This window comes from Mycobacterium sp. MOTT36Y, from assembly GCF_000262165.1.
GTDB classification, from domain to species: Bacteria; Actinomycetota; Actinomycetes; order Mycobacteriales; family Mycobacteriaceae; genus Mycobacterium; species Mycobacterium intracellulare.
Map to the genome: position 1 here is coordinate 4,009,774 of NC_017904.1, position 24,018 is coordinate 4,033,791.

Below are 24,018 nucleotides of genomic sequence, written 5' to 3' on the forward strand. Positions count from 1 at the left end.
TGGTCACATCAGCCACGAGAAGCAGGCGCCGTCACCGCTCGACGAACCCCTCGAAACGCTCCTGGGGCTGCGACCAGTCGGCGACGACCTTGTCGACGCGTCCGGGCTGGGCGGGCCAGGACGCGCCGCCCCGCAGCAGCTCCAGCAGCTTCTCGCCGGCCTCCCGCGGCCCCTGGGCGACCACCAGCACGCGGCCGTCGGCCTGGTTGGCGGCGTAGCCGGTGAGGCCCAGCTCCAGCGCCCGGCACCGCGTCCACCACCGGAAACCCACCCCCTGGACGTTCCCGTGCACCCAGGCGGTGAGCCGGGCGTCAGGATCCGACATCGCTCACCTCGAAGTTGACGGTGGTGCCGGACTGCAAGGTGCGCCCGACCGTGCAGACCTGGTCGATGGCCCGGTTGACCACGACGCGCAGGCGCTCCTTCTCGTCCTCGGCCAACCCCGACAGATCCAGCTCCAGCGTCTCCTCGAGCAGCGGATAGCGTTCCCGCTCGCGGTCGGCCGCGCCGGAGACCCTGATGACCGCCTTGTAGTCGTCGCCCAGCCGGCGGGCCAGCGGCATATCGCTGGACATCCCGCTGCAGGCCGCGAGCGCGATCTTGAGCAGCTCGCCGGGAGTGAACACGCCGTCGACGTCCTCGGAGCCGACGAGCACCTGCGCTCCCCGCGAGCTGTATCCCGTGTAGCGGCGAGTTCCGGTGCGTTCCACCCATAGTTCGGCCATGGCTCATTTCTACCGGGCGGCCCCGCCGTGACGCGCGGGCATACTGTTTGGCATGGCCACCGTCGTCGCGTTCCACGCGCACCCCGACGACGAGGTGGTCCTCACCGGCGGCACGCTTGCGCGCGCGTCCGCGGCCGGGCATCGCGTCGTCGTGGTCACGGCGACCGACGGGCGGGTGCACAACGAGGACGGCAACCGGCTGGGCGAATTGCGGTCGAGCGCAAGCATTCTCGGGGCCCAGCGGGTGGAGTGCCTCGGCTACGCCGACAGCGGCTACGGCCCGCTGTTCTACCCGGATCCGCCCGGGCGCACCCGATTCGGGCGGGCGGACCTCGACGAGGCGGCGGGGCGGCTGGCCGCCATCCTTCGCGATGAGCACGCCGATCTGCTGCTCAGCTACCAGCCCAACGGCGGCTACGGCCACCGCGATCATGTGCAGGTGCACCACGTCGGCAAGCGAGCCGCCGAGCTCGCCGCGATTCCCCGGGTGCTCGAGGTGACGATGCCCCGCGAAATGCTGCTTCGCGTCAGCGGCGGCTTCCCGGACCGTACGAACGTGACATCGTCCGGGGCGCGTATGCCCCGCGCGCGACCATCACCCACCGGGTCAACGTGTTCCGCTTCGCCCGCCAGAAGCGGGACGCTTTTGCCGCGCACCGTTCCCAGATCGGCAGTTCGGGCCTGGGCGCGCGCCTGTTCGGGCTCCTGATGCGGTTGCCGCCCCAGGTGTTCGGCGCGCTGTTCAGCCACGAGTGGTTTGTGGATCCGGCACTGCCCACGGGGACGCTGCGCCGTGACATCTTCGAGTGATGCACCTATTGCGTCGTCGAGTGTGAACGCGGGGCGTCCGGTGTGAAAGCCGGTCACCCACCCTCGGCGTGTCGCAACCGTGTGGTCACCGTCAAAGCCAAGTCTTCACACTCAAACACGCGGGCGCGGTTGGCATTTCGGGCAATAGAACGACGAGCGGTTCATGAACTTCTCCCTGCGCATCACCGCGCCGCAGCGGCGGCAGCCCTGGCCTTCCCGGCCGTAGGCGTCCAGTGAGCGGTCGAAGTATCCGGATTCGCCATTGACGTTGACGTACAGCGAATCGAACGAGGTCCCGCCCTTGGCCAGCGCGTCACGCATCACGTCGGCGGCCGCGTCGAGCACGGCGGTCAACTGCTTGCGAGTCAGCGCGTCGGCGATCCGCGCCCCGTGCACCTTGGCCCGCCACAGCGCCTCGTCGGCGTAGATGTTGCCGATGCCCGACACCACCTGCTGGTCGAGCAGCTGGCGCTTGATTTCGGAGTGCTTGCGCCGCAAGACTTTTACGACGGCGTCGGCGTCGAACCGGGGGTCCAGCGGGTCGCGCGCCAGGTGCGCGACGGGTTCGGGCACCACGCTGCCGTCCACCTCGACCAGGTCGGCGAGCATCCACCCGCCGAAGGTGCGCTGATCGGCGAAGCTCAGCACGGTCCCGTCGTCGAGCAGGGCGGAGATCCGGACGTGGTCGGCGCGCGGCACCGCGCCGAGCAGCATCTGCCCGCTCATGCCGAGGTGCACGACGAGCGCCGCGTCGCTGTCGAGCAACAGCCACAGGTACTTACCGCGCCGGTCGGTGCCGGTGATCCGGTCGTTGAGGAGCCGGGCGGTCAGGTCCGCGGCCCCCGCCTCGTGGCGTCGGACCGCGCGCGGGTGGTGCACCCGGACGGCCGTGATCGTCTTGCCCACCACATGGGCGTGCAGGCCGCGGCGCACCACCTCGACTTCGGGCAGTTCGGGCATCGATTCAGCTGCCGGGAACGGTGTCCAGCGCTTCCAGCGCTTTCCAGGTCGCCGCCGCGGCCTTCTGTTCGGCTTCCTTCTTGGAGCGGCCCACGCCCGAGCCGTATTCGGTGTCCGCCACCACGACCACGGCGGTGAATTCCTTGTCGTGGTCCGGGCCGGTGGAGGTGACGACGTAGGACGGCGCGCCCATGCTGCGGGCAGCGGTCAGCTCCTGCAGGCTGGTCTTCCAGTCCAGCCCGGCCCCCAGCGTCGGCGCGGCGTCCAGCAGCGGCCCGAACAACCGCAGGATCACTTCGCGCGCCACGCCGATCCCGTGCTCGAGGTAGATCGCACCCAGCAGCGATTCCATGCCGTCGGCCAGGATGCTCGACTTGTCCGCCCCGCCCGTGTTCGCCTCCCCGCGCCCCAGCAGCAGGTGCACCCCGAGGCCCCCCTCGCAGAGCTTTCGCCCGACGTCGGCCAGCGCCTGGGTGTTGACGACGCTGGCCCGCAGCTTGGCCAGGTCCCCCTCGCTGCGATCGGGATGGCGGTGGTAGAGCTCGTCGGTGATGGTCAGGCCCAGCACGGCGTCGCCGAGAAACTCCAGCCGCTCGTTGGTCGGCAGCCCGCCGTGCTCGTAGGCGTAGCTGCGATGCGTCAGCGCCAAGGACAGCAGTTCGTCGGGCAGCTCAACCCCGAGGGCGTCGAGCAGAGCCTGCCGTGAGCTCACCGCTCACCCCGCGATTCGTCCACCTCGGGGTCGAACATGCCCGCCAGCTTGGCCCAGCGCGGGTCGATGCGGTCGTGCTGATGGCCCGGCTCGGCGGCCAGCGGCACCCCGCATTCGGGGCACAGCCCCGGGCAATCCGGCGTGCACACCGGCGAGAACGGGAGTTCGAGCCCCACCGCGTCGACGATGGACTGCTCGAGGTCGATGGTGTCGTCGACGATGTGGCCGACCTCGTCCTCCTCGGTGGTCGCCTCCGTGGTGCTGTCCGGGTAGGCGAACAGTTCGGTCAACCGCACCTGCACAGTCCCGTCGAGCGGGGTCAGGCACCGCGCGCATTCGCCGGCGGTGGGCGCGGTCACCGTCCCGGTCACCAAAACGCCCTCGGACACCGACTGGACCTGCAGGTCCAGTTCCAGGGGGGCGCCGGCCTCGATCGCGATCATGTCCAGCCCGATGCGCGCCGGGCTGGGCACGGTGTTGCGCACGGTCACCATCGCGCCGGGCCGCCGCCCGAGCCGGGTGATGTCGAACGTCATCGGCCCAGATAGCCGAGGCGCACCGCCGCGCGTCGATGAGGTGGTGTGCTGGCGCGTCATATCGGAAATCCTACGGCGCCCGCCGCACAATTCCAGGGCTCGCCCGCCCGCTGGCCGGGCAACGAAACGCTAGCGCACGGCGTAGTCGTGCGTCCCGGCCGCCGTCCGCAGTTGGTGGCGGCCGCGACCCACCGACCGCAGGGTGCCGTTGAGGAATTCCTCGAACTCGGCGAGCTTGTTGTCGACGTAGATGTCGCATTCGCCCCGCAGCCGGTCGGCCTCGGCGTGCGCCGAATCGATGAGCCGGGTGGCCTCGGCGTTGGCCGCCTCGACCACGCTGTTCTGCGACACCAGGCGCTGCTGTTCCTTGATGCCCTCTTGCACGGCCTTCTCGTAGGAGATGTTGCCGTTTTCGAGCAGCCGGTCGGCCTCGGCCTGGGCGCGCCCGACGCTGGCCTCGTAGTCGCGTTTGGCCGCGGTGGCGATGCGCATCGACTCCTCGCGGGCCTCGCCGACCATGCGCTCGCTGTGCTGGCGGGCTTCGCTCACCATCCGGTCGGCCTGCGCCTTCGCGTCCGACAGCAGCCGGTCGGCCTCCGCGCGGGCGTGGTTGAGCATGGACTCCGACTCGGTGGTCGCCGACTCGACCATGGACTCGGAATGCGTCTTGGCGTCGGACAGCATGGAATCGCGCGCGTCCAGCACGTCCTGGGCGTCGTCCAGCTCGCCCGGAATCGCGTCCTTGATGTCGTCGATCAGCTCCAGCACGTCGCCGCGGGGCACCACGCAGCCGGCCGTCATCGGGACGCCGCGGGCTTCCTCGACGATGGCGCTCAATTCATCCAGCGCTTCAAACACTCGATACACGGCCGTACCCTCCTGGCGTCTGCAAAACTGTTGTTACCAGTGTGCCTGGTGTTGTCTCTGTGACAGCGGTGGCGACACCGGTGTGTCGGGTATTTGCCCGTTCCCGGTGTTCTAAACGCCCCGGCGCGCCGGTGCCGGCGTGGGCGTGGTGAGTGAGTTTCATGCGAAAGCGCCCGTTCACGCTGTTTTCGCGGCGGCGACGGCCGCGCGCGGTGGTTCGTCCATATTCATCGCCGGACCGCGCCGCTGCGGCCTTTGCCCCGGTGTGGGTTTTGCGTCGACGCGCCCGGACCCGGCTATTTGCCAGCGATTCTAGGGTCCGGGGAACCGCCGGACGATCGGGCCCTGCGCCCTTATACCCCCAAGGGGTATAGTCCGATGCGTCGGAACAGACTCACCTCGCGCCGGCGGCTCACCGCAGGAGGTTTCAGTGATGACGGTGCTATCGGCGATCGGGCACGCCCTGACGCTCGCGGGTTCGATGACATGGGAAATCCTGTGGGCGCTGATCGTCGGCTTCACCCTCTCGGCGGTGGTGCAGGCCGTCGTGCGGCGCTCGACGATCGTGGCGCTGATGGGCGATGACCGCCCGCGCACCTTGGCGGTGTCCGCCGCGCTGGGGGCGGCCTCGTCGTCGTGCTCGTATGCCGCGGTGGCCCTGGCGCGATCGCTGTTCCGCAAGGGCGCCGACTTCACCGCCGCGATGGCGTTCGAGATCGGTTCGACCAACCTCGTGGCGGAGTTGGGCATCATCCTGGCGCTGCTGATGGGCTGGCAGTTCACCGCCGCCGAATTCGTCGGCGGCCCGCTGATGATCGTGGTGCTCGCCGCCTTGTTCCGGCTGTTCGTGCGCTCGCGGCTCGTCGACGCGGCCCGCGATCAGGCCGCAAAGGGAATCGCCGGATCGATGGAAGGCCATGCCGCCATGGACATGTCGGTCAAAGGAGAAGGCTCGTTCTGGCGGCGCCTGTTCTCCCCGGCCGGCTTCACCTCGGTCTCGCACGTGTTCGTGATGGAGTGGCTGGCGATCCTGCGCGACCTTATCCTGGGCCTGTTGATCGCGGGGGCCGTCGCGGCGTGGGTTCCCGAGAAGTTCTGGCAGAGCTTCTTTTTGGTGGATCACCCTGTCTGGTCGGCGCTGTGGGGTCCGCTCGTGGGCCCCGTCGTGGCGATCGTGTCCTTCGTGTGCTCGATCGGCAACGTCCCGCTGGCCGCGGTGTTGTGGAACGGGGGGATCAGCTTCGGGGGCGTCATCGCGTTCATCTACGCCGACCTGTTGATCCTCCCGATCCTGAACATCTACCGCAAGTACTACGGCACCAAGATGATGCTGACCCTGCTGGGCACCTTCTACGCCGCGATGGTGGCCGCCGGATACCTGGTCGAATTGATCTTCGGCACAACGCATCTCATCCCAGCGCAACGCAACGCGACCGTGCTGGAGGCCTCGATCTCGTGGAACTACACGACCTTGCTCAACATCGCCTTCGGCGTGCTCGCGATCGTCCTCGTCGCCCGGTTCATCACGTCCGGGGGCCTGCCGATGCTGCGTATGATGGGCGGCTCCCCCGACGCCGACCGCTCCGGCCACGCGCATTGATCCGCGTCACGGTTGCGGCAACTGCACATCGAGCACGGTGCACCGGCCCTCGTCGGCCTCGGCGAGCGCCCACCCGATGGCCTCGCGCATCTCCGCCGGCGTGGTCACGCTGCGTCCGCTTCCCCCGCACGCGCGCGCCAGGGCGGCGTAGTCGGTGTCCGGCGTGAGCCGGGTCTCGGGAAAGTCGTTCTCCCGCATCGATATTCCCTGCCGGTAGAGCTCCATCACCGGCAGCTTCGAGGCCAGGTACGAGTGGTTGTTCAAGACCACCGTCACGAACGGCGCGTCATGGCGATGCGCCGACCACAACGCGGCCGTGGGCACCCCGAAGTTGAACGAACCGTCACCGCAGATCGCGACGACGGGCGCCTGCGGCCTGGCCAGTTTGACCCCTAAGGCCCCGCCGAGCGCCCAGCCCAACGCCGGTGCGCCCGTGTCGAAGACCTGCCCCGGCGGCCGCTGGACCTGCCGGGCCACGGCGGGCCGGTTGGTCACCGCCTCCTGGACCACCACGGCGTCGTGCGGCAGCGCGGCGCCCAGCGCGGCCAGCATCGCGTCGGGCGCATCGGCCGGCCGGTCGGACGCGGCCCGCCGCGCCGCCGCCCGGCGGCGTTGCGCGACATCGGATTCGGCCGCCCGCCGCCGCGCGCTCCACTTCTCGCGCAGCTCGTCGGTGGCCAGCCGCAGCAGGGTCTGCTCGAGCAGCACCAGCGTCACCCGCGTGTCGGCGGTCAGCGCGATCTCGACCGGATAGGACCACAGCGGCATGCCGGCCTTGACGGGGTCCGCGTCGATCTGCACCACGCGGGCATCCGCGGGCGGGGCCAGCTGTGCGGGCACCCAGGGCACTTCGGAGTCCAGCAGCAGCACGGTGTCGGCGGTTTCCAGCGGGCCCGCGTCGCCCACCACGTGCAGGGGGTGCCCGAGCGGCAGGTTGGCGCGGTCGCCCTGGTCGATCACCGGCGCACCGAGCAGCTCGGCGATGCGGGCCAACACGACCGCGGCCCCGGGTTCCGCCGCGGTCCGGCAGGCGACGATGACGACCCGCTGCCCGGCGACCAGGATCCCGGCCAGCCGGCCCAGGGCCCCGGGGTCCGGGCCGGGCGGTATGGCCGGCGGCAGCCGGCGTGGCAACGCACGGCTGCCGGGCTCCATCAGGGCTTCTCGCGGCAGCATGACGTAGGCGGGTCCGGACGGGCTGGACTGGGCGACCTGGAATGCCCGCCGGACGATCGGGGCCAGCTCTCGCCCGCGGGGAACCTCCATGTGCCATTTGGCGTAGTTGCGCACGACGGCCGGCTGGTCGAGTTGCTCCTGCTGCCAATGGATGTAGGCGTCGCGGTGGCCGCGGACCTCCGGCGCCCAACTGTAGGGGGTGCGCCCGGCGAACATCACCACCGGAGTCCCGTTGCGCTGGGCGTTGTGCAGCTGACAGCCCAGGTTCAGCGTCCCGGCATCGACGTGCACCATGACGGCCTGCGGACGGCCGCTGGCCATGTGGTGGCCGATGGCCGCCGCCAACGCGACGCTCTCGTGGACACACAGCACCGCCCGCGGGCTCGGCGCGCCGGCCGTGCGCGCCGCCGCCAGCGCTTCCTGGATCGGGGCGGAGTCGGTTCCGGGGTTGATGAAGAAGTGCGCGACTCCCTCGTCGGCGAGCAGGGCGATCAGGTTGGTCGCGGCCTCGGGAACGTCGAAAAGATTGTCTACCGTCATGGCTGCCGTTCTCCTTTGACGTCGGCGACCGCGCGAACCCCCCCTTTTCTCGGATCAGATCTTCAAGATACGTTCCGCCGTGGCGTAATTGACCCGTTCCGCTCGCTGGGCGTGGCGTTGCGCGCTCGGGGCCATCGGGTACCCCCGCAGCGGCTGGATACTCCACACCGTGGTCGGCACGTCAAGGATGTTGCTGCCCAACGACTTCGCGTTGACTGGCGAGACTCAGTGCAGGTGGAAGGCTTTTCGCAGGGTGAATCGCGGGCGGTCGAGCACCGGCGGAGATCGACGGCCGAAACTTGTCGGTGGTAGTTGCGATGATGTCGTCATGTCTTCGATCGCATCTGCTGAGGCCGTGGTGGTGACTGCGAGCGACCGTCTTGAGGTGTTGTTCGAGGAGTTGGCGGAGTTGAGCGGTCAGCGCAATGCGATTGATGGGCGCATCGTGCAGATCGTGGCCGAGATCGATCGCGACCAATTGTGGGGCGTGACCGGGGCGCGCTCGGTGCCGGCGTTGGTGGCCTGGAAGCTGGGCTGTTCGTCGGGCAACGCCCATATGATCGCTGCCATCGCTGGCCGGCTGACCGAGTTTCCCCGGTGTGCTGCGGGTATGCGCGAGGGTCGGCTGTCGGCCGATCAGGTCGGGGTGATCGCCGCCCACGCGGGCCCGGGATCCGATGAGCATTACGCCCAGCTGGCCGCGGTCGCCACGGTCAGGGCTTGTCAAGATAACTGTGTAAGGTGTTGCAGCCGTTTATCTTTGGGTCATAGTGGGAGTCGGTCGGGGAATTGGATGGCGAAGGTGTTCAGTGCTTCGGTCCAGCGGTAGGTGCCTGGTCCGTGTGTTGATCCTCGTTTCTGGTTGATGTTGCGGATGGCCAAATACAGCAGCTTCATTGCTGCGGCGTCTGAGGGGAACGAGCCGCGGGCCTTGGTGACTTTGCGCAGCTGGTAGTTCAGCGATTCGATGGCGTTGGTGGTGTAGATGATCTTGCGGATCTCGACCGGGAATGCCAGGAAAGGCACGAACTCAGCCCAGGCCCGATCCCAGACAGCGATGGCTCCGGGGGATTTGGTGCGCCACTGGGCGCGGAACTCCTCGAGGGCCAGTTTGGCGGCCTCTTCGGTGGGTGCGGTGTAGATCGGACGCAGCGCGGTGGCCATCTTGCGGCGGTCGGCGTAGGAGGCATAACGCATCGAGGAGCGCAGCAGATGCACCACGCAGGTCTGGATCACCGCGGCCGGCCAGACCGCTGCGATCGATTCGGGCAGGCCGGCCAACCCGTCGCAACACACGAACAGCGCATCGCGGCACCCGCGATTGCGCAGTTCGGTGAGCACCCCGTGCCAGAATTTGGCGCCCTCGCTCTGCTGGATCCAGATGCCCAGGACCTGCTTGATTCCCTCGACATCGACGCCGATGACCACGTGGGCGGCCTTGTTGGCCACCACGCCGCCGTCGCGGATCTTGATGCGGATCGCGTCGATATACAAGATCGGATACACCGGATCGACCGGCCGGGATTGCCAGGCGGCGATCTCCTCGGTGACCACGTCGGTGACCCGCGAAATCGTGGCCGCCGACACGCGGGCGCCATAGACCTCGCCGAGGTGCTCGGTGATATCGCGCGTCGACATGCCCCGGGCATACAGCGACAAGATCATGTCCTCAACCTGGCCCAGGCGGCGTTTGCGCTTGGGCACGATCGCCGGGCTAAACGTGGCGTTGCGGTCACGGGGCACTTCCAGCTCGACCGGCCCGGCCGTGGTCAACACGGTTTTGCGGCCATGGCCGTTACGGGAATTGCCCGAGCCATGCCCTGCCGGATCGCCGTGCTCATAGCCCAGGTGATCGGCGATTTCGACGTCCAAAGCGCGTTCGAGCACCGCCTTGGTCATCTGCGCGAGCAACCCCTCGGGGCCATCAATCGGGGTGCCAGACGCTTCAGCGTCGGCCAACAAGGCATCGACTGCCGCCGGCGGCAACAACTCGGCCAACTGGGCGGCAGCATCATCTCTTGACGAATCAGATTGCGGCAATGGAACTCTCCTGTCCGGTGGTCAGCCACCACCATTCAGGCCGAACCCCTTACACAGTCAATAAGACACGCCCCACGGTCAACCAGTTGCGTACCGCGGTCAAGCTCGAACCGCGACCCCAACCAGGACCCCGCCCCGAGCCTGAGCGTGCGCTCACCACGACCACCACCGAGGCGGGCAGCTGTTATCGGATCACCCTGGGCCACCATGATGCGGCGAAATTCGATGCGGCGTTGGCGTCTCATCGTGATGCGCTGATCGCCGAGTGGAAACACGACCACGACAATGGCCAGGGCGCCGGGGATCAGCGGCCCCCGATGCCAACGACTATCGACGCGTTTATGCGCCTGATCGAAGCGGGCTGGGACGCCGAGGCCACCCGCCGCCCCCATGGGCAGCACACCACCGTGGTGGCACACCTTGACATCGAGCGCAGCGTTGCCGCGCTGCATCTGGGTCCACTGCTCTCTGAGGCCGAACGCCAATACCTGACCTGTGATGCCACCTGTGAGGTCTGGTTCGAACGCCACGGCGAACCCATCGGCGCCGCCCGGACCACCCGGGTGATCAGCCGGCGGCTTCGCCGCGCCCTTGAGCACCGCGACCACATGTGCGCGATCCCAGGGTGTGGCGCCACCCGCGGCCTGCACGCCCACCACATCCGGCACTGGGAAGACGGCGGCCCCACCGAGTTGTCCAACCTGGTCCTGGTCTGCCCCTACCACCACCGGCTACATCACCGGGGCGAGATCACCATCAGCGGACCCGCCCACGCACTCGTCGTCACCGACGACGACGGCCAAATCCTGAGCCCAGGATCGCTGGCACGCCCACCAACCCAACCCCCACCCGCTGTCCCACCATGCCCCGGACCTACCGGCGAACGCGCCGACTGGTGGTGGTATGACCCCTTCCAACCCCAACCACCACCGACAACCAATTAGGCTGGGCGGCGCCGGCCGGCCATTCGTCCAAACCCGACGCTCTTGGAATCCGTAGCCGCTGCGCTGCCGCGTACGTATACCCCAGCCGACTGACCAAAACCATTGCAGGCGAACGCTTTACACGATAGATCGACCCGGTTCAGGACCGAGCGGAGCGCTTTTCGCGCAAGCGACGGTTGACCGCTTCGGGCAGCAGCTCCGACACGTCGCCACCGAGCATGGCGACCTCCTTGGCCAACGACGACGACACGAACGAATACCGGGGCGCGGTCGCGACGAAAAAGGTGTCGACACCAGCGACGTGCTTGTTCATCTGTGCCATTTGCAGCTCGTATTCGAAGTCGGTGCCGGTGCGCAGCCCCTTCACGATGGCGGTCATCCCCCGCGACCGCACGAAATCGACCACCAGGCCCTGCCCGGCCTCCACCCGCAGATTGGGCAGGTGCGTCGTCGATTCGTTGATCATCGCGATCCGCTCGTCGAGGTCGAACATGCCCTTCTTGGCGGGATTGGTCAGGATCGCCACCACCACCTCGTCGAACTGAGCCGACGCGCGCTCGAAGACATCGATGTGGCCCAACGTCACCGGGTCAAACGAGCCCGGGCATACCGCGCCGCTCATAGCGCGCGCCGACGACGATGCAGAGCGAAGCGCTGAGCAGGAGCGCCGCTCATGGCACGCGCCGGCGACGATGCAGAGCTAGCGATGAGGAGGAGCGGCGCCATGGCACGCGCCGGCGACGATGCAGAGCAAGCGATGAGGAGGAGCGGCGCCATGGCGCGCGCCGAGACGATGCAGAGCGAAGCGATGAGGAGGAGCGGCGCCATGGCACGCGCCGGCGACGATGCAGAGCTAGCGATGAGGAGGAGCGGCGCCATGGCAATTGACGGTACACGCCCGCTCATACCCGCTCGGCGAGCTCCAAACGGGTGTCGCCGTAAACGCGTTGCGGCCACACCGACCAGCCGGCCGGCCAGCGCAGCGGCGCGCCGCCGGCCGCGCGCTCGACGACCGCGACGGCGCCCTCGCGCACCCACCCGTGCGCGATCAGCGCCGCCAGCACGGCCTCGACCTCGGCGGCGGCGACGTCGTACGGCGGGTCGGCCAGGACGAGGTCGACGGGAGAGGCGGTCCCGGCCGACAGCACGGCCGCCACCGCGCCCCGGCGCAGCGTCGCGCCCGGCAGCCCCAGGGTGTCGATGTTGCGCGCGATGACCGACGCGGTGCGCGGGTCGGACTCCACGAAGAGCGCGCTGGCGGCGCCGCGGGAGAGCGCCTCCAATCCCAGGGCGCCCGAGCCGGCGTAGAGGTCCAAAACCGCCAGGCCGCGCAGCTCGCGGCGCGCGGTCAGGATGTTGAACAGCGACTCGCGGACCCGGTCGGTAGTGGGCCGCGTGCCCCGCGGCGGGACCGCGATGCGCCGGCCCCCGGCCACGCCGCCGATGATCCGGGTCACGTCCAGATTCCTACAGCAGCGTCGACCAATAGTCCCAGAACCGCGCCATGCACAGCAGAAACACCGCGGTGAACCACAGCGCGGCGATCGACCATCGCCATTGGTACACCACCCACGCCGGGCCGGCTTGGCGGGCCTGCAGCGCAGGGCGATACGCGATCGAGGCGACCACCACCAGCAGCGACATGGTGACCGCCCACACCACCATGCAGTACGGGCACAACGCGCCGATGCGATACAGGCTCTGGAAGATCAGCCAGTGCACGAACATCGCACCGGCCAGCACCCCGGCCGTCAGTCCCAGCCAATACCATTGGGGCAGAACAACTTTCGTCAACGCCAGCAGTCCGGTGACGATCACCACGGTGAAGGCCACCAGGCCGAGCAACGGATTGGGGAACCCCAGCAGCGACGCCTGCGGCGTCATCATCACCGAGCCGCACGACAGGATCGGGTTGATGTTGCAGGACGGCACGTACGACGGGTCGAGCAGGATGTCGATCTTCTCGACCGTCAGCGTCATCGACGCCACCAGGCCGATCGCCCCGGCGATCAGCAGCCACCACGCGCTGGGCGCCGGCACCGGGGCCGGGGTGGGATCCGCGCTGGGATCGGCCGATTCGGTCGACACCGCGCCGGTCACATGGCGGCCGGCGCGACCGCGCCGTCGATGCCCGGGATGTTGCCCACGATCTCTTTGATCTTGCTGACCAGCGCGTCGGGCGTCGACGGGTCGTAGTCCTCGCCGTTGATCTTGATCGTCGGCGTGGCCTTGATCTGTGCGGCCGCGGCCTCGCCGGTGACCTTGTCGAGGTACTTGCCGCTGTTGATGCAGTCGGGCACCTTGCCCACGACGCCGGCCTCACGGGCGAGTTCGATCAACCGCGCGTTGTCCGGGAAGCTCTTGCCGGTTTCGCTGGGCTGAATGTCGGTGGTGAACAGCGCGGTATGGAAACGGCGGAAGGCGTCGAGGGATTCGTCGGCGACGCAGCGGGCCGCGTTGGCCGCGCGCGACGAATAGTTGTGGTTCCGCGAGCTGTCCAGGATCGACACCATGGAGTAATCGGCCGCGATGGCCCCGACGTCGATGAGCCGCGACACCGTCGGGCCGAAGGTGCGTTCGAAGTTGCCGCAGGCCGGGCACAGGAAGTCCTCGTAGAACGTCACCACGGCCTTGGGGTTGTTGGTGCCGGGCTGGGTGACCAGCTTGCTCGACGTCACCCGCACCGTGTCGCCCGCGCCGGTGGCGGCGGGCTTCTTGTGGTTCGACGTCACGATGTAGAAGACGAGGACGACCGCGAAGATCACGACGAACGCGGTACCGCCGATCTGGACGAGCCGGCCGGACTTACCGCCGGAGGCCGACTTCATGTCGAATCGTGGGGGGCGTTTGGGTTTGTCGGCCACAGGTTCCCTGATCTTTCGGTAGGCGAGTTGTCGGTCTGCCGACAAAGCGATCGGACAAGGCGCCTCTAGATTACCGGCGCGGGCCGCCGGGCGACTCAGACCCGGCTGAGGTGTGCGCGCAGCGCCGAGATCAGCTCGCTGGTCGCGACCATGCTGTCGCCGCCCAGCTGGAACATGTTGACGAAGCCGTGGGTCAGCGAGCCCAGGTAACGCAGGTCGACGGCCGTCCCGGCGGCCCGCAGCGCCTCGGCGTAGGCCTCGCCCTCGTCGCGCAGCGGGTCGAAGCCCGCAACCGCGATCAGCGCCGGCGCCAGCCCGGCCAGCGATTCGGCCAGGGCCGGCGAGACGCGCGGATCCGTGCGGTCCAGCTCCGAACGGCGCAGGTACTGGGACTCGAACCAGTCGATGTCGCGTTTGGTCAGCAGGAAGCCGCGCGAGAAAAAGCTCAGAGACCGGGTCTTCGCGGTGAAGTCGGTCCGCGGATAGATCAGCCACTGCAACACCGGCGCGGGGCCGCCCTCGTCGCGCGCCAGTTGGCTGACGACGGCGGCGAGGTTGCCCCCGGCACTGTCGCCGCCGACCGCGATACGGCCGGGGGCGGCGCCCAGCTCGCCGGCGTGCTCGTATGCCCACGTGAACGCCGCGTACGCGTCCTCGATCGCGGCCGGCGCCGGGTGCTCGGGGGCCAGCCGGTAGTCGATCGACAACACGTGGACGCCCGCGTCACGGCAGGTCAGCCGGCACAGCGCGTCGTGGGTGTCCAGGTCACCGATCGACCAGCCGCCGCCGTGGTAGAAGACCAGCAACGGGGCCGCCGCGCCGTCGGCCGGACGATAGTGCCGCGCGCCGATGTCCCCGGCCGGGCCGGGCAGCGACAACTCGGTGACCTCGACGTGGATCTGCGGACCGGGGAAGCCCACGGTCGAGTCGTGCATCTGCGCCCGGGACGCCGCCGGGTCGTCGCCGACGACCAGCCCGTCGATGCCGACGGCGCGCAGGCCTGACAACATCAGCTGCAAGGTCGGATCGAGGGTGTTGCCGTCGATGATGACCGATCGGCCGCGAACCAGCCCTCGTCGCACCGCGGTCGGGATCCACGGGATGACCTTGACCCCGGCGCTGGTGACGGCGCCCTGGATGCGACTGGCCAAGGGCACCGACGCGCGCTGCGCTGCGGTGTGCACGTCTGGCGCGGCAGACAGAGGCTTGGTCATGGGCAACCCCCTTTTTCAAACAACGTGGCACCGCTTGACGACGAAAGTGAATTCACCCCTGAGCGGCCGCCGATTCCGGTGTGCCGCGCGACCAACTGTACGTGGTGGCGCACCGGGTACCGGAGACCGCGGATGGACACCTGCCCAGGTGTTGATTAGGTTGCATTTGCTCCCTCGGTAATATCGTGATCCCCAAGCCGATGAAGCCTTCACGGATTGCGAGCAACTTCGACGTGTTCGATTTCGAACGCAGCGCCTCGAACTCGGCGCCGAACGCCGTTGATCTTCTCGCGCGATGGCGGAACCCGGCTCGGTGCACAATCTCGGACCATTAATTTCACAGGCAGGTGAATGAATTGACTGGCGAGTCGGGCTCCGCCGCACCCTCAATTGCTCTCAACGACGAAAACACGATGCCGGCCCTGGGCCTGGGCGTCGCGGAATTGTCGGACGACGAGACCGAACGCGCGGTATCGGCGGCGCTGGAAATCGGTTGCCGGCTCATCGACACCGCCGCGGCCTACGGCAACGAGGCCGCCGTCGGGCGCGCCATCGCCGCCTCCGGGATTCCGCGCGCCGAGCTGTTCGTGACCACCAAGCTGGCCACCTCCGATCAGGGTTTCAAGGGGGCGATGGACGCCTGCACCGCCAGCCTGGAACGGCTGGGCCTGGATTACGTCGACCTGTACCTGATTCACTGGCCGGCCCCGTCGCTGGGCAACTACGTGAACTCCTTCGGCGGAATGATCCAGTCCCGCGGGGACGGGCAGGCCCGCTCGATCGGCGTCTCCAACTTCACCGAGGAACACCTGACGACGGTCATCGACCTCACGTTCGTCACCCCCGCGGTCAACCAGATCGAGCTGCACCCGCTGCTCAACCAGGAGGCGTTGCGCAAGACCAACGCCGAGCACAACGTCGTCACCCAGTCCTACACGCCGCTGGCGCTGGGCAAGCTGATCGACAACCCGACCGTGAGCTCGATCGCCGGCGAATACGGCAAGACCGCCTCGCAGGTGCTGCTGCGGTGGAACCTGCAGCTGGGCAACGCGGTCGTCTTCCGCTCGGCCAAGGAAGAGCACATCGCGACCAACATGGACGTGTTCGATTTCGAGTTGGCCGCCGAGCACATGGATGCGATCAACGGGCTCAACGACGGCACCCGGCTGCGCCCGGACCCCGACACCTACGAGGGTTCATAAGCGACGGCTACCCCGCGGGGCAACTCGCGGCGGCCTGACGCAAAACACCGGTCGACGCCGCATCCACCGGCAGCGCATAGCCGCGCAGCACGGCGATGAATTGCATGGCGTACTGGCAGGCGAACGCCCCGTTGGGCGGCATCCATTGGCCCGGTGGCGAATCGCCCTTGTCCTGATTGGCCGGCCCGTCGACGGCCAGCAGGTTGGCCGGATCGTTGGCGAAGCGCAGCCGCTCGGGCGCCGGCCAGCCGTACGCGCCCATGTCCCAGGCGTACGCGAGCGGCACGATGTGGTCGATCTGCACCGATTCGCCGACCTTGGGGCCGCGCGCAAAGGCGATCGTCTTGTTGGTGTACGGGTCGTGCAGCGTGCCGGTGGCCACGGCGTCCGGGCACCGCTTGATCGACACGTACGTCTTGTCGACGAGATCGCGGTTGAGGATGTCGTCGCGGGTGTCGCACCCGTTGTGCCCCAACGGCGCGTCGTTGTCGTCATCCCAGGCGTCGCCGAACGCCGCCCGCAGGTAGTCGTAGCGGTGCAGCCGCACCGGCACGACCGCGATGCCCGCGAACACGTCGACGCCGGGCAGCACCGTCGGAACATCCGCGCGCGCAGCGTATTCCGCGGAGTGCCGGGAGGCCGAGGTCCCGACCGTCTGGTAGGCCACCACCACCGCGAGCGCGGCCGCCGCGGCCAACCACAACAGCACCTTGCGGTTCAACTCTTGTCCAGGTATTCGATGCGGTCGGTGTCGGTGAATCGCGCCGCCAGCACGGCCAATCCGGGATCGGAGGGGTCCTCGGAATAGGTTCGGACGCAGAATTCCCGCGCCGCCTCGATGTACTCCAGGTGGTCGGCCAGGGACAGCAGCCGCAGCGTGATCGCCCGGCCGGACTGGTTGCGGCCCAAGACATCTCCCTCGCGGCGCTCCTTGAGGTCCAGGTCGGCCAGGGCGAAGCCATCCAGCGTCCCGGCCACCGCGCGCAGCCGCCGGCCGGCCGGCGAGTCGGGCGCGGACCAGCTGGCGAACAGGCACAGGCTCGGGTGCCGGCCGCGGCCGATCCGGCCGCGCAGCTGATGCAACTGGCTGATCCCGAACCGGTCGGCGTCCATCACCAGCATCACGGTGGCGTTGGGGACGTCGACGCCGACCTCGATGACGGTGGTGCACACCAGCACATCGATCTCGCCGGCGCGGAAGGCCGCCATCACCGCGTCCTTCTCGTCGCCGGACAGCCGCCCATGCATCAGCCCCAGCCGCAGGTGCGCCAGCTCGCCGGAACGCAGTCGGGCGTAGAGGCCTTCGGCGGTCTCGGGGGCCTTGGCGTTCTGCTCCTGCGCGCCCGGATCGTCGTCCTCGTCGATGCGGGGCGCCACCACGTAGGCCTGCCGGCCGGCGGCGACCTCTTCGCTGATGCGCTGCCAGGCGCGGCCGAGCCAGGTGGGCTTGTCCTTGACGAAGATGACGTTGCTGGTAATCGGCTGGCGTCCACGCGGAAGTTCGCGCAGCGTCGACGTTTCCAGGTCCCCGTAGACGGTGAGCGCGACGGTGCGCGGGATCGGCGTCGCCGTCATCACCAGCAGGTGCGGGGTGACACCGGGACGGGCCTTGGCCCGCAACTGATCTCGCTGCTCGACCCCGAAGCGGTGCTGCTCGTCGACCACCACCATGCCCAGGTTGTCGAACTCCACCGCGTCCTGCAGCAGCGCGTGGGTGCCGACGACGATGCCCACCTCGCCGCGGGCGATCTCGGACCGGATCTGCTTCTTCTGCGCGGCGGTCATGGAACCGCTGAGCAACGCCACCCGGGTGGCCCGATCGGCACCGCCCAGCTGGCCCGCCATCGCCAGCGGGCCGAGCACGTCGCGGATGGATCGAAGGTGTTGCGCGGCAAGCACTTCCGTCGGGGCTAGCAGCGCGCACTGATAACCGGCGTCCACCATCTGCAGCATCGCCAGCACCGACACGATCGTCTTACCCGAGCCCACCTCCCCCTGCAGCAGGCGGTTCAGCGGGCGGTTGGACGCCAGCCCCTCGGACAGCACGCCGAGCACCTCACGCTGCCCCGCGGTCAGCTCGAAAGGCAACCGCCCCAACAGTTCCGCGGCCAAACCGTCCGAACGCGGCGGCGCCGGGGGCCCCGATTCCGAAAGCTCGCCGTGCCGGCGGGCCACCAGGGCCCACTGCAGCCCGACGGCCTCGTCGAAGGTCAGCCGCTCGCGCGCCCGCTGACGGCGGGGCTCGCTTTCGGCGAGGTGGATGTCGCGCAACGCCTGATCCTCGGAGACCAGGCCGAATTTCGCGCGCAGGTCCTCGGGCAGGGGATCGGGCACCGGGTCGAGGACGTCGAGCACTTGGCGGACGGTGGCGAAGATGGTCCAGCTCTGCAGCTTGGCGCTGGCCGCATAGATCGGGAAGAAGTGGCGCTGATACGCGTCCGCGATGTCTTCGCCGGTGGTGGCGTGCGAGGCGTTGGCGATGCTCTTGAGGGACACGGTGCCGCGGTTCTTCCCGTCCGGCGTGTCGAGGAGGAGAAACGCGGGATGGGTGAGCTGCATGACGTTCCTGAAGAACCCGACCTCGCCGGAGAGCATCACCTTGGTGCCGGTGGTGAGGTCCTTTTTGATGTAGTTCGCGTTGAAGAACGTGGCGGTCACCTTGTTGCGCCCGGAGCCGAGCGTGATGCGGTGGCAGACCTTCTTCGGCGTCTTCTTCATCGGGAACGTCTCGGTGTCGGTGATCGTGTCGACGATGGTGATGTGTTCACCGGCGGGCGGCCGTTCGTCGTCGGCGTCCCAGCGGCTGGCGCCCTCGGTGTAGCTGCGGGGGTAGTGGCGCAGCAGGTCGTTGACGGTCCGGATGCCGAACACCTCGTCGAGGAGCTCCACGACCTTCCCGCCGACGGCGTAGTCCAGCCGGTCGGACAGCGACACCATCGCTACTCGACCCCGATCAGCAGCGCGTCACCGTGGTGGCCGGTGCGGTAGGTGACCAGTTCGGTCCCCGGGTGGTGGTCGTGCATGTGCTCTTCCAGGATGTCGCCGACGGCGCCGACGTCCCCATCGGTCTCGATGCCGGCGCCCAGCAGCACGGTCACCAGGTCGCCGCCGGAGGCCAGCAGGAGGTCGAGCAGGCCGATCGCCGCCCCGACGGCGTCGGCGGCCACGATCAGCACCTCGTCGCCCGCGATGCCCAGGCCGTCGCCGGGATGGCAGCGGCCCGCCCAGGTCAACGCGCTCTCGGTGGCGATGCGCACCGATCCGTGCCGCGCGGCGCCGGCCGCGCGGGCCATGGTGTACCCGTCGTCGACGGCCTGCCTGCCGGTCTCGTGCACGGCCAGCGCGGCCAGCCCCTGCACCATCGACCCGGTCGGGATCGGCACCACGTCGATCCCCCAGCCGATGGCCGCCGTGCACCCGGCGACCAGCTCCTCGGCGGCCACATAGCCGTTGGGCAGCACCATCACCTGCGCGGCGCCGGTGTCGACGACGGCGCGCATCAGCTGGTGCGCGCTGATGTTGGTCGTGGGATCGTGCGCCGCGGGGTCGCGTTGCAGCACGCAGGCGCCTTCCCCGGCGAACAGCTCGGCGGCGCCGTCGCCGTCGACGACGGCCAGCACCGCCCGTTCCCGCGTCCAGCCGCCCGCGGGCAACCCGGGGGCCCCGGAGCTCAGGGCCGAGATGACGATGCGGCTGAGTCGTCCGGCCGTCAGTCCCGCCTCGACGGCGGCGCCGGCGTCGTCGGTGTGCACGTGCACGGAATAGGTGCGTTGCGCGGACGACGGCGCCGACGCGATGCCCACCGAATCGCCCAGGTCCTCCAGCCGGTCCCGCAGCGCGTCCGCCGCCGCGGGCTCGCAGCCGTCCAGCCGGTACATCACCTCGAATTGGGGCGCCGGGCGCGGCGCGGGGGCTTCGGTGCGCTGCGCCCGCGGCGCGAGCTCGTAGACCGCCCGGGCGGGCGCCTGCCCCGTGATGGTGGTCCGCAACGCGTCCAGCAGGACCAGCAGGCCCCGCCCGCCGGCGTCCACGGCTCCGGCGTCGGCGAGCACGTCGAGCTGCTCGGGGGTCTTTTCCAGGGCGACCACCGCCGCGTCCCCGGCGGCGATGACCGCCGGCGCGAGCCCGTCCCCGGCGCGCGCGCACTGCTGCACGGCGGTCGCGGCGGCCCGTAGCACCGAGACGATGGTCCCCGGGACTTCCTCGCCGCCCATCGAGGTGATGACCAGCTCCACGCCGCGCTGCAGCGCATCGCCCAGCACGACGGCGTCGATGTGGGGCAGGTCGCCGCCGGCGTCGCTCGCGGCGGTGGCGGTGACGTCGGCGAGGCCGCGCAGGATCTGCGACAGGATCACCCCGGAGTTGCCACGGGCGCCGTTCAGCGCGCCGGCCGACAGCGCGGCCGCGGCCCGGGCGGCGCACCCCGAGCCGCCCTGCGCGTTCAGTTCCGCCAGGGCCGAACGCATGGTGAACAGCATGTTCGCGCCGGTGTCGGAGTCGGCGACGGGAAAGACGTTGAGTCGATTGATCTCGTCGATGTGGGTGATCAGGTCGCTGACGGCGGTGTGCGCCCAGTCTCGCAGGGTCATCGCGTCCAGGAGACGTAGCTGCGACGTATCAGCAGTGCCCAGTTGACCCACCTCCTCCGCACCTGTCTCCCGGTGGGCGCCAGCGTAGCCCGGCGACGCAGCCGCTGCGCTCAGTTGCTCCGCGCCGTTGAGGAAGATCGAGCGGCCGGCCGGCAGCGGCAGAGCTTAATAGCCCTGCCGGATACCGGGATTGGCCTGCCCCACCAGCGCGCGCTGATTGCTGCCGTCGCGGCTGACGCCGTAGCGGCTCATCTGATAGTTCATCGACGCGCATGCGGCCGCCACCGGATCCCACGCCGAGTTCGACGTCCCGGGCTGGTGGAAGGCCGCGAAGGTATCCGGCATTACCTGCCACGGGCCGCGCGTGGCGTGCAGCGGGCCACCGTCGAGCTGAGAAGGCCCGTAGGCGTTGCTGTCTGACAGGTTGATCGCACCCGAATGAAATTGCGATTCGTGGTCGGCGATGGTCATCATGCCCTCGATCCAGTGACCACGGGCCGACGCCTCGGTGACGCCGATCCGGGTCAGTGCCTCCTCGAGATAGCCGCGGATCGCGTCGGGTCCGTCCGGCCACACTCCCCGACCGTCGAAAGCGACCTGCCGCAGCTGGATTCCGCCGCGCACCGCGGCCGCCTCTTGCACCGCGGGACGGGGCGGACGGGGCTGCCACCACCACGTCGCATCGGCTGGAGCGGGGCCCGATGCTCTCGGGCCCGGTCCGCCCTGCCCGATGCCGTCCTGCCCGCCCACAGCGGTCGGGCAGTTGACCGACGTACTCCCTATGGCGACGCTGCCCAGCGCCGCCACCACCAGATAGGCCGCCGCCACCCGGCGCAACCTCAACACCAACCGTCGTACGCCCGCCGGTGAGCCCCGCCCGCTTTCGACGTCGGCTGGACCGGCGGCGTTTTCGGCGCGCGCAACCACCCCGCGCACTCCCCTCAAGCCTGCCGATATTCGCTTCCCAGCCTCATCCGCAGCTCCGCGCGGGCCGGCACCACCGGGAAGAAGACTTCAGCCAATCAGCGCGCCGTCCGCACCTGATATAGGCAGCGACCGCACCGACCATCGGCGGCGACGCCATCCTAGCGGCGCCGCGTCCGAGCAGCCCGGATTCGCGCCGGTACTGTGATCGACTCGGTGTTTACCGCCCAAGGGGTCGCGGCGCACACCTGACCCCGGCATGGCCCGGGCCGCCCGTCGACGTTTTGGTGGTTACCACGACAATCGGTATTCTGATTGGGCCCGGTGAGGCCGGGCTGTCCCGGCCGGATTGCCGGACCCCCGAGATTTTGAGGAGCTTGAACAATGGCCGCTGTGTGCGACATCTGCGGGAAAGGCCCCGGCTTCGGCAAGTCGGTGTCGCACTCCCACCGCCGCACCAGCCGCCGGTGGGACCCCAACGTCCAGACCGTGCACGTCGCCCGTCCGGGCGGTAACAAGCAGCGCCTCAATGTCTGCACGTCCTGCATCAAGGCCGGCAAGGTCGTCAGGGGCTAGTTCCCCCTACATGACGACGTGGCCGGCGTCGACCGGGATCGACACCCCGGTCACGTAGCGCGACCGCGGCCCGGCCAGCCACAGCACCGCCTCGGTGACGTCCCGCGCCTCGACCAACGGCACGCCGGGCAGCAGCATCTGCGAGACGGCCGGGTTCGGGTTCTCCGTCATCCGGTTCACCACGAAGTCGTTGAGAATCATCGGCGTCGCGACACCGCTGGGGTGCACCGAGTTGACCCGAATCTTGTGCGGCGCATACGCATTGGCCGCCGAGCGCATCAGACCCACGACACCGTGCTTGGACGCCGCGTAGGCGAACATCGCGGCGCTGCCGTCACCGCCACGTCCGGTCAGGCCCTGCGACGAACTGACCAGCACGACCGAGCCGCCGACGCCCTTGCGCACGATCGAGGGGACCGTCGCCAGCATGGTGTGCCACACACCCTTGAGGTTGGTGTCGACGATCGTGTTGAACACCGGTTCGGCGTCGGGCTCGGTGACGCCGATCGCCACCACCCCGGCGTTGGCGATGACGACGTCGACCTCGCCGAGCTCGTCGATGCCCGCCTGCACGCCGGCCCGCAGACCCGCAAGGTCGCGCACGTCGGCGATCACCGGAACCGCTTTGCGGCCCGCCGACCCGACCAGCTGGACCGTTTCGGCCAGCTCTGCCTCGGTGCCCAACGCGTAGGGAATGGCCTCGAGGTCGGCGCAGATGTCGACGGCGATGATGTCGGCGCCCTGCTCAGCCAGCGCGACGGCGTGGCTGCGGCCCTGGCCGCGCGCGGCGCCGGTCACGACGGCGACGACGTTGTCGAATTCACCCATGCTCAGATCTCCAGTTTCGTGCCGGTCTCGCGCTCGGCGAAGGCCACCAGCCGCGCGGCCGTGTCGTAGTCGCACGCCAGTTGCGTGCGGCCGATGAGCACCGGCCCACCGCGCAGCCCGAACCTGCCGCTGACCCCGACGTAGCTGCCGGGCGGAATCGGCTCGCTGATGCAGTACAGCGTCGGCGCCGCGCCCTCGTCGATGTCGTTGGCCAACCGGTCGGCCACCGCCTTGACCCCCTTGTGGGCCAGCGACATCAGCGGCGAGTCGCCCAGGTTGGACAGGTTCGAGGCCACCCAACCGGGGTGGGTGAGCTGCGTGACGAGCGGCGATGCGGCCGCGCGCAGCCTGCGGTCCAGCTCGAGCCCCCACAGCATCACGGCGAGCTTGGACTGCGCGTAGGCGCCCAACCTCGTCCACTTGTGGCGGCGCAGGTGCAGGTCGTCGAGGTGCAGCGTCGCCGACCGGTGGGCGTCGGAGCCGACGTTGATGATCTGCGAACGCACCTTGGGCAGCAGCAGGTTCGTCAGCGCGAACGGCCCGAGCAGGTTGGTGCCCAGCGTCATCTCGAATCCGTCGACCGTCTCGGTGCGGCGGTCGGTGAGCGCGCCGGCGTTGTTGATCAGGATGTCCACCGGCTCGTCGATCAGGCCGGCGAAGGCCCGCACCGACGACAGGTCGGCGAGGTCGAGCTTGAGCACCGACGTCGCACCGCCGCCGTTCGCGGAGATTTCGGCAGCGCGTTGCTCGCCGAGTTCGGTGTTGCGCACGGCCAGGATCACGTGCGCGCCGGCGTGGGCGAGCGCGCGCGAGGTGCCCAGCCCCACCCCGTTGGTCGCTCCGGTCACGATCACGCGCTTGCCGGTCAGGTTGCCGAGCCTGCTCGGCGTCCACGGTAAGGTCACGGCGAC

22 protein-coding genes and 3 pseudogenes are annotated in these 24,018 nt (G+C 69.1%); 6 read left to right on the plus strand and 19 right to left on the minus strand.

The window, feature by feature from the left end; translation table 11 throughout:
* Nucleotides 1-31 precede the first annotated feature (31 nt).
* Both W7S_RS18025 and W7S_RS18030 read right to left on the minus strand, forming a co-directional pair.
* Nucleotides 32-325 carry an acylphosphatase gene (locus tag W7S_RS18025; protein WP_008258938.1) on the minus strand — a complete coding sequence of 98 codons (294 nt, stop codon included), beginning with the start codon at nucleotides 323-325 and terminating at the stop codon, nucleotides 32-34.
* Nucleotides 312-725, minus strand: a complete 414-nt coding sequence (locus W7S_RS18030; protein ID WP_014712084.1) for an OsmC family protein — start codon at nucleotides 723-725, stop codon at nucleotides 312-314. The genes W7S_RS18025 and W7S_RS18030 overlap by 14 nt, the downstream gene beginning before the upstream one ends.
* Nucleotides 726-777: 52 nt before the next feature.
* On the opposite strand from W7S_RS18030, the pseudogene W7S_RS18035 reads away from it, so the two are divergent.
* Nucleotides 778-1,535, plus strand: a pseudogene (locus W7S_RS18035) (PIG-L deacetylase family protein).
* A gap of 111 nt (nucleotides 1,536-1,646) precedes the next feature.
* On the opposite strand, the gene mutM reads toward W7S_RS18035, so the two are convergent.
* From mutM to sepIVA, 4 genes are all read right to left on the minus strand, one after another.
* The gene (gene mutM, locus W7S_RS18040) at nucleotides 1,647-2,495 is read right to left on the minus strand and encodes a DNA-formamidopyrimidine glycosylase (protein WP_009956339.1); all 849 of its coding nucleotides are present in this window, start codon (nucleotides 2,493-2,495) and stop codon (nucleotides 1,647-1,649) included.
* A 4-nt stretch (nucleotides 2,496-2,499) separates the two neighbouring features.
* Nucleotides 2,500-3,207, minus strand: coding sequence for a ribonuclease III (gene rnc / locus W7S_RS18045; protein ID WP_008258944.1), 708 nt, complete (start codon nucleotides 3,205-3,207; stop codon nucleotides 2,500-2,502).
* Nucleotides 3,204-3,803 (minus strand): DUF177 domain-containing protein, encoded by a 600-nt coding sequence (locus W7S_RS18050; RefSeq protein WP_193375008.1) that lies wholly within the window; start codon nucleotides 3,801-3,803, stop codon nucleotides 3,204-3,206. Before W7S_RS18050 ends, rnc begins: the two co-directional genes overlap by 4 nt.
* A gap of 69 nt (nucleotides 3,804-3,872) precedes the next feature.
* On the minus strand, nucleotides 3,873-4,610 hold the full coding sequence (sepIVA, locus tag W7S_RS18055; protein WP_008258949.1) for a cell division protein SepIVA: 738 nt from the start codon (nucleotides 4,608-4,610) through the stop codon (nucleotides 3,873-3,875).
* Nucleotides 4,611-5,043: 433 nt separating this feature from the next.
* Between sepIVA and W7S_RS18060 the strand changes: the two genes are divergently transcribed.
* Complete coding sequence (locus tag W7S_RS18060; protein WP_014712085.1) at nucleotides 5,044-6,210, plus strand: permease; 1,167 nt, start codon at nucleotides 5,044-5,046, stop codon at nucleotides 6,208-6,210.
* Nucleotides 6,211-6,216: 6 nt separating this feature from the next.
* On the opposite strand, the gene W7S_RS18065 is transcribed toward W7S_RS18060, so the two are convergent.
* Nucleotides 6,217-7,926 carry a thiamine pyrophosphate-requiring protein gene (locus W7S_RS18065; RefSeq protein WP_014712086.1) on the minus strand — a complete coding sequence of 570 codons (1,710 nt, stop codon included), beginning with the start codon at nucleotides 7,924-7,926 and terminating at the stop codon, nucleotides 6,217-6,219.
* Between the two features lie 328 nt (nucleotides 7,927-8,254).
* Here W7S_RS18065 and W7S_RS18070 point away from each other — a divergent pair.
* Nucleotides 8,255-8,641 (plus strand): annotated as a pseudogene (locus W7S_RS18070) (DUF222 domain-containing protein); the annotation flags it as partial.
* Between the two features lie 50 nt (nucleotides 8,642-8,691).
* On the opposite strand, the gene W7S_RS18075 reads toward W7S_RS18070, so the two are convergent.
* Nucleotides 8,692-9,924, minus strand: coding sequence for an IS256-like element ISMysp7 family transposase (locus tag W7S_RS18075; RefSeq protein ID WP_008258297.1), 1,233 nt, complete (start codon nucleotides 9,922-9,924; stop codon nucleotides 8,692-8,694).
* 116 nt (nucleotides 9,925-10,040) lie between these two features.
* Here W7S_RS18075 and W7S_RS18080 point away from each other — a divergent pair.
* A pseudogene (locus W7S_RS18080) lies at nucleotides 10,041-10,910 on the plus strand (DUF222 domain-containing protein); the annotation flags it as partial.
* A gap of 139 nt (nucleotides 10,911-11,049) precedes the next feature.
* Here the strand turns inward: W7S_RS18080 and coaD are convergent.
* From coaD to W7S_RS18105, 5 genes are all read right to left on the minus strand, one after another.
* Complete coding sequence (coaD, locus tag W7S_RS18085; RefSeq protein WP_008258960.1) at nucleotides 11,050-11,532, minus strand: pantetheine-phosphate adenylyltransferase; 483 nt, start codon at nucleotides 11,530-11,532, stop codon at nucleotides 11,050-11,052.
* Between the two features lie 280 nt (nucleotides 11,533-11,812).
* Nucleotides 11,813-12,367 (minus strand): 16S rRNA (guanine(966)-N(2))-methyltransferase RsmD, encoded by a 555-nt coding sequence (gene rsmD, locus W7S_RS18090; protein ID WP_008258961.1) that lies wholly within the window; start codon nucleotides 12,365-12,367, stop codon nucleotides 11,813-11,815.
* A 10-nt stretch (nucleotides 12,368-12,377) separates the two neighbouring features.
* Entirely contained in the window at nucleotides 12,378-13,010 is a 633-nt protein-coding gene (locus W7S_RS18095; RefSeq protein WP_008258963.1) for a vitamin K epoxide reductase family protein, read from the minus strand.
* Nucleotides 13,007-13,774 carry a DsbA family protein gene (locus W7S_RS18100; protein WP_008258965.1) on the minus strand — a complete coding sequence of 256 codons (768 nt, stop codon included), beginning with the start codon at nucleotides 13,772-13,774 and terminating at the stop codon, nucleotides 13,007-13,009. The genes W7S_RS18095 and W7S_RS18100 overlap by 4 nt, the downstream gene beginning before the upstream one ends.
* 95 nt (nucleotides 13,775-13,869) lie before the next feature.
* Complete coding sequence (locus W7S_RS18105) at nucleotides 13,870-14,988, minus strand: alpha/beta hydrolase (protein WP_008258966.1); 1,119 nt, start codon at nucleotides 14,986-14,988, stop codon at nucleotides 13,870-13,872.
* Between the two features lie 356 nt (nucleotides 14,989-15,344).
* Here W7S_RS18105 and W7S_RS18110 point away from each other — a divergent pair, with 356 nt between their 5' ends.
* Nucleotides 15,345-16,190 carry an aldo/keto reductase gene (locus tag W7S_RS18110; protein ID WP_161807802.1) on the plus strand — a complete coding sequence of 282 codons (846 nt, stop codon included), beginning with the start codon at nucleotides 15,345-15,347 and terminating at the stop codon, nucleotides 16,188-16,190.
* A 7-nt stretch (nucleotides 16,191-16,197) separates the two neighbouring features.
* Here W7S_RS18110 and W7S_RS18115 read toward each other — a convergent pair whose 3' ends face one another.
* The 4 genes from W7S_RS18115 to W7S_RS18130 all read right to left on the minus strand — a co-directional run bounded on the left by W7S_RS18115 (nucleotide 16,198) and on the right by W7S_RS18130 (nucleotide 21,628).
* Nucleotides 16,198-16,911 carry an HNH endonuclease family protein gene (locus W7S_RS18115; protein ID WP_008258968.1) on the minus strand — a complete coding sequence of 238 codons (714 nt, stop codon included), beginning with the start codon at nucleotides 16,909-16,911 and terminating at the stop codon, nucleotides 16,198-16,200.
* Entirely contained in the window at nucleotides 16,908-19,127 is a 2,220-nt protein-coding gene (gene recG / locus W7S_RS18120) for an ATP-dependent DNA helicase RecG (RefSeq protein ID WP_008258969.1), read from the minus strand. The genes W7S_RS18115 and recG overlap by 4 nt, the downstream gene beginning before the upstream one ends.
* 2 nt (nucleotides 19,128-19,129) lie before the next feature.
* Nucleotides 19,130-20,779, minus strand: a complete 1,650-nt coding sequence (locus W7S_RS18125; protein WP_008258970.1) for a DAK2 domain-containing protein — start codon at nucleotides 20,777-20,779, stop codon at nucleotides 19,130-19,132.
* 165 nt (nucleotides 20,780-20,944) lie between these two features.
* On the minus strand, nucleotides 20,945-21,628 hold the full coding sequence (locus tag W7S_RS18130; protein WP_306454285.1) for a transglycosylase SLT domain-containing protein: 684 nt from the start codon (nucleotides 21,626-21,628) through the stop codon (nucleotides 20,945-20,947).
* Between the two features lie 459 nt (nucleotides 21,629-22,087).
* Between W7S_RS18130 and rpmB the strand changes: the two genes are divergently transcribed.
* Nucleotides 22,088-22,279, plus strand: a complete 192-nt coding sequence (rpmB, locus tag W7S_RS18135; RefSeq protein ID WP_008258973.1) for a 50S ribosomal protein L28 — start codon at nucleotides 22,088-22,090, stop codon at nucleotides 22,277-22,279.
* A 6-nt stretch (nucleotides 22,280-22,285) separates the two neighbouring features.
* Here rpmB and W7S_RS18140 read toward each other — a convergent pair whose 3' ends face one another.
* Entirely contained in the window at nucleotides 22,286-23,107 is an 822-nt protein-coding gene (locus W7S_RS18140) for a mycofactocin-coupled SDR family oxidoreductase (protein WP_008258974.1), read from the minus strand.
* Between the two features lie 2 nt (nucleotides 23,108-23,109).
* Nucleotides 23,110-24,012, minus strand: a complete 903-nt coding sequence (locus W7S_RS18145) for an SDR family NAD(P)-dependent oxidoreductase (protein ID WP_008258976.1) — start codon at nucleotides 24,010-24,012, stop codon at nucleotides 23,110-23,112.
* Nucleotides 24,013-24,018: the final 6 nt, after the last annotated feature.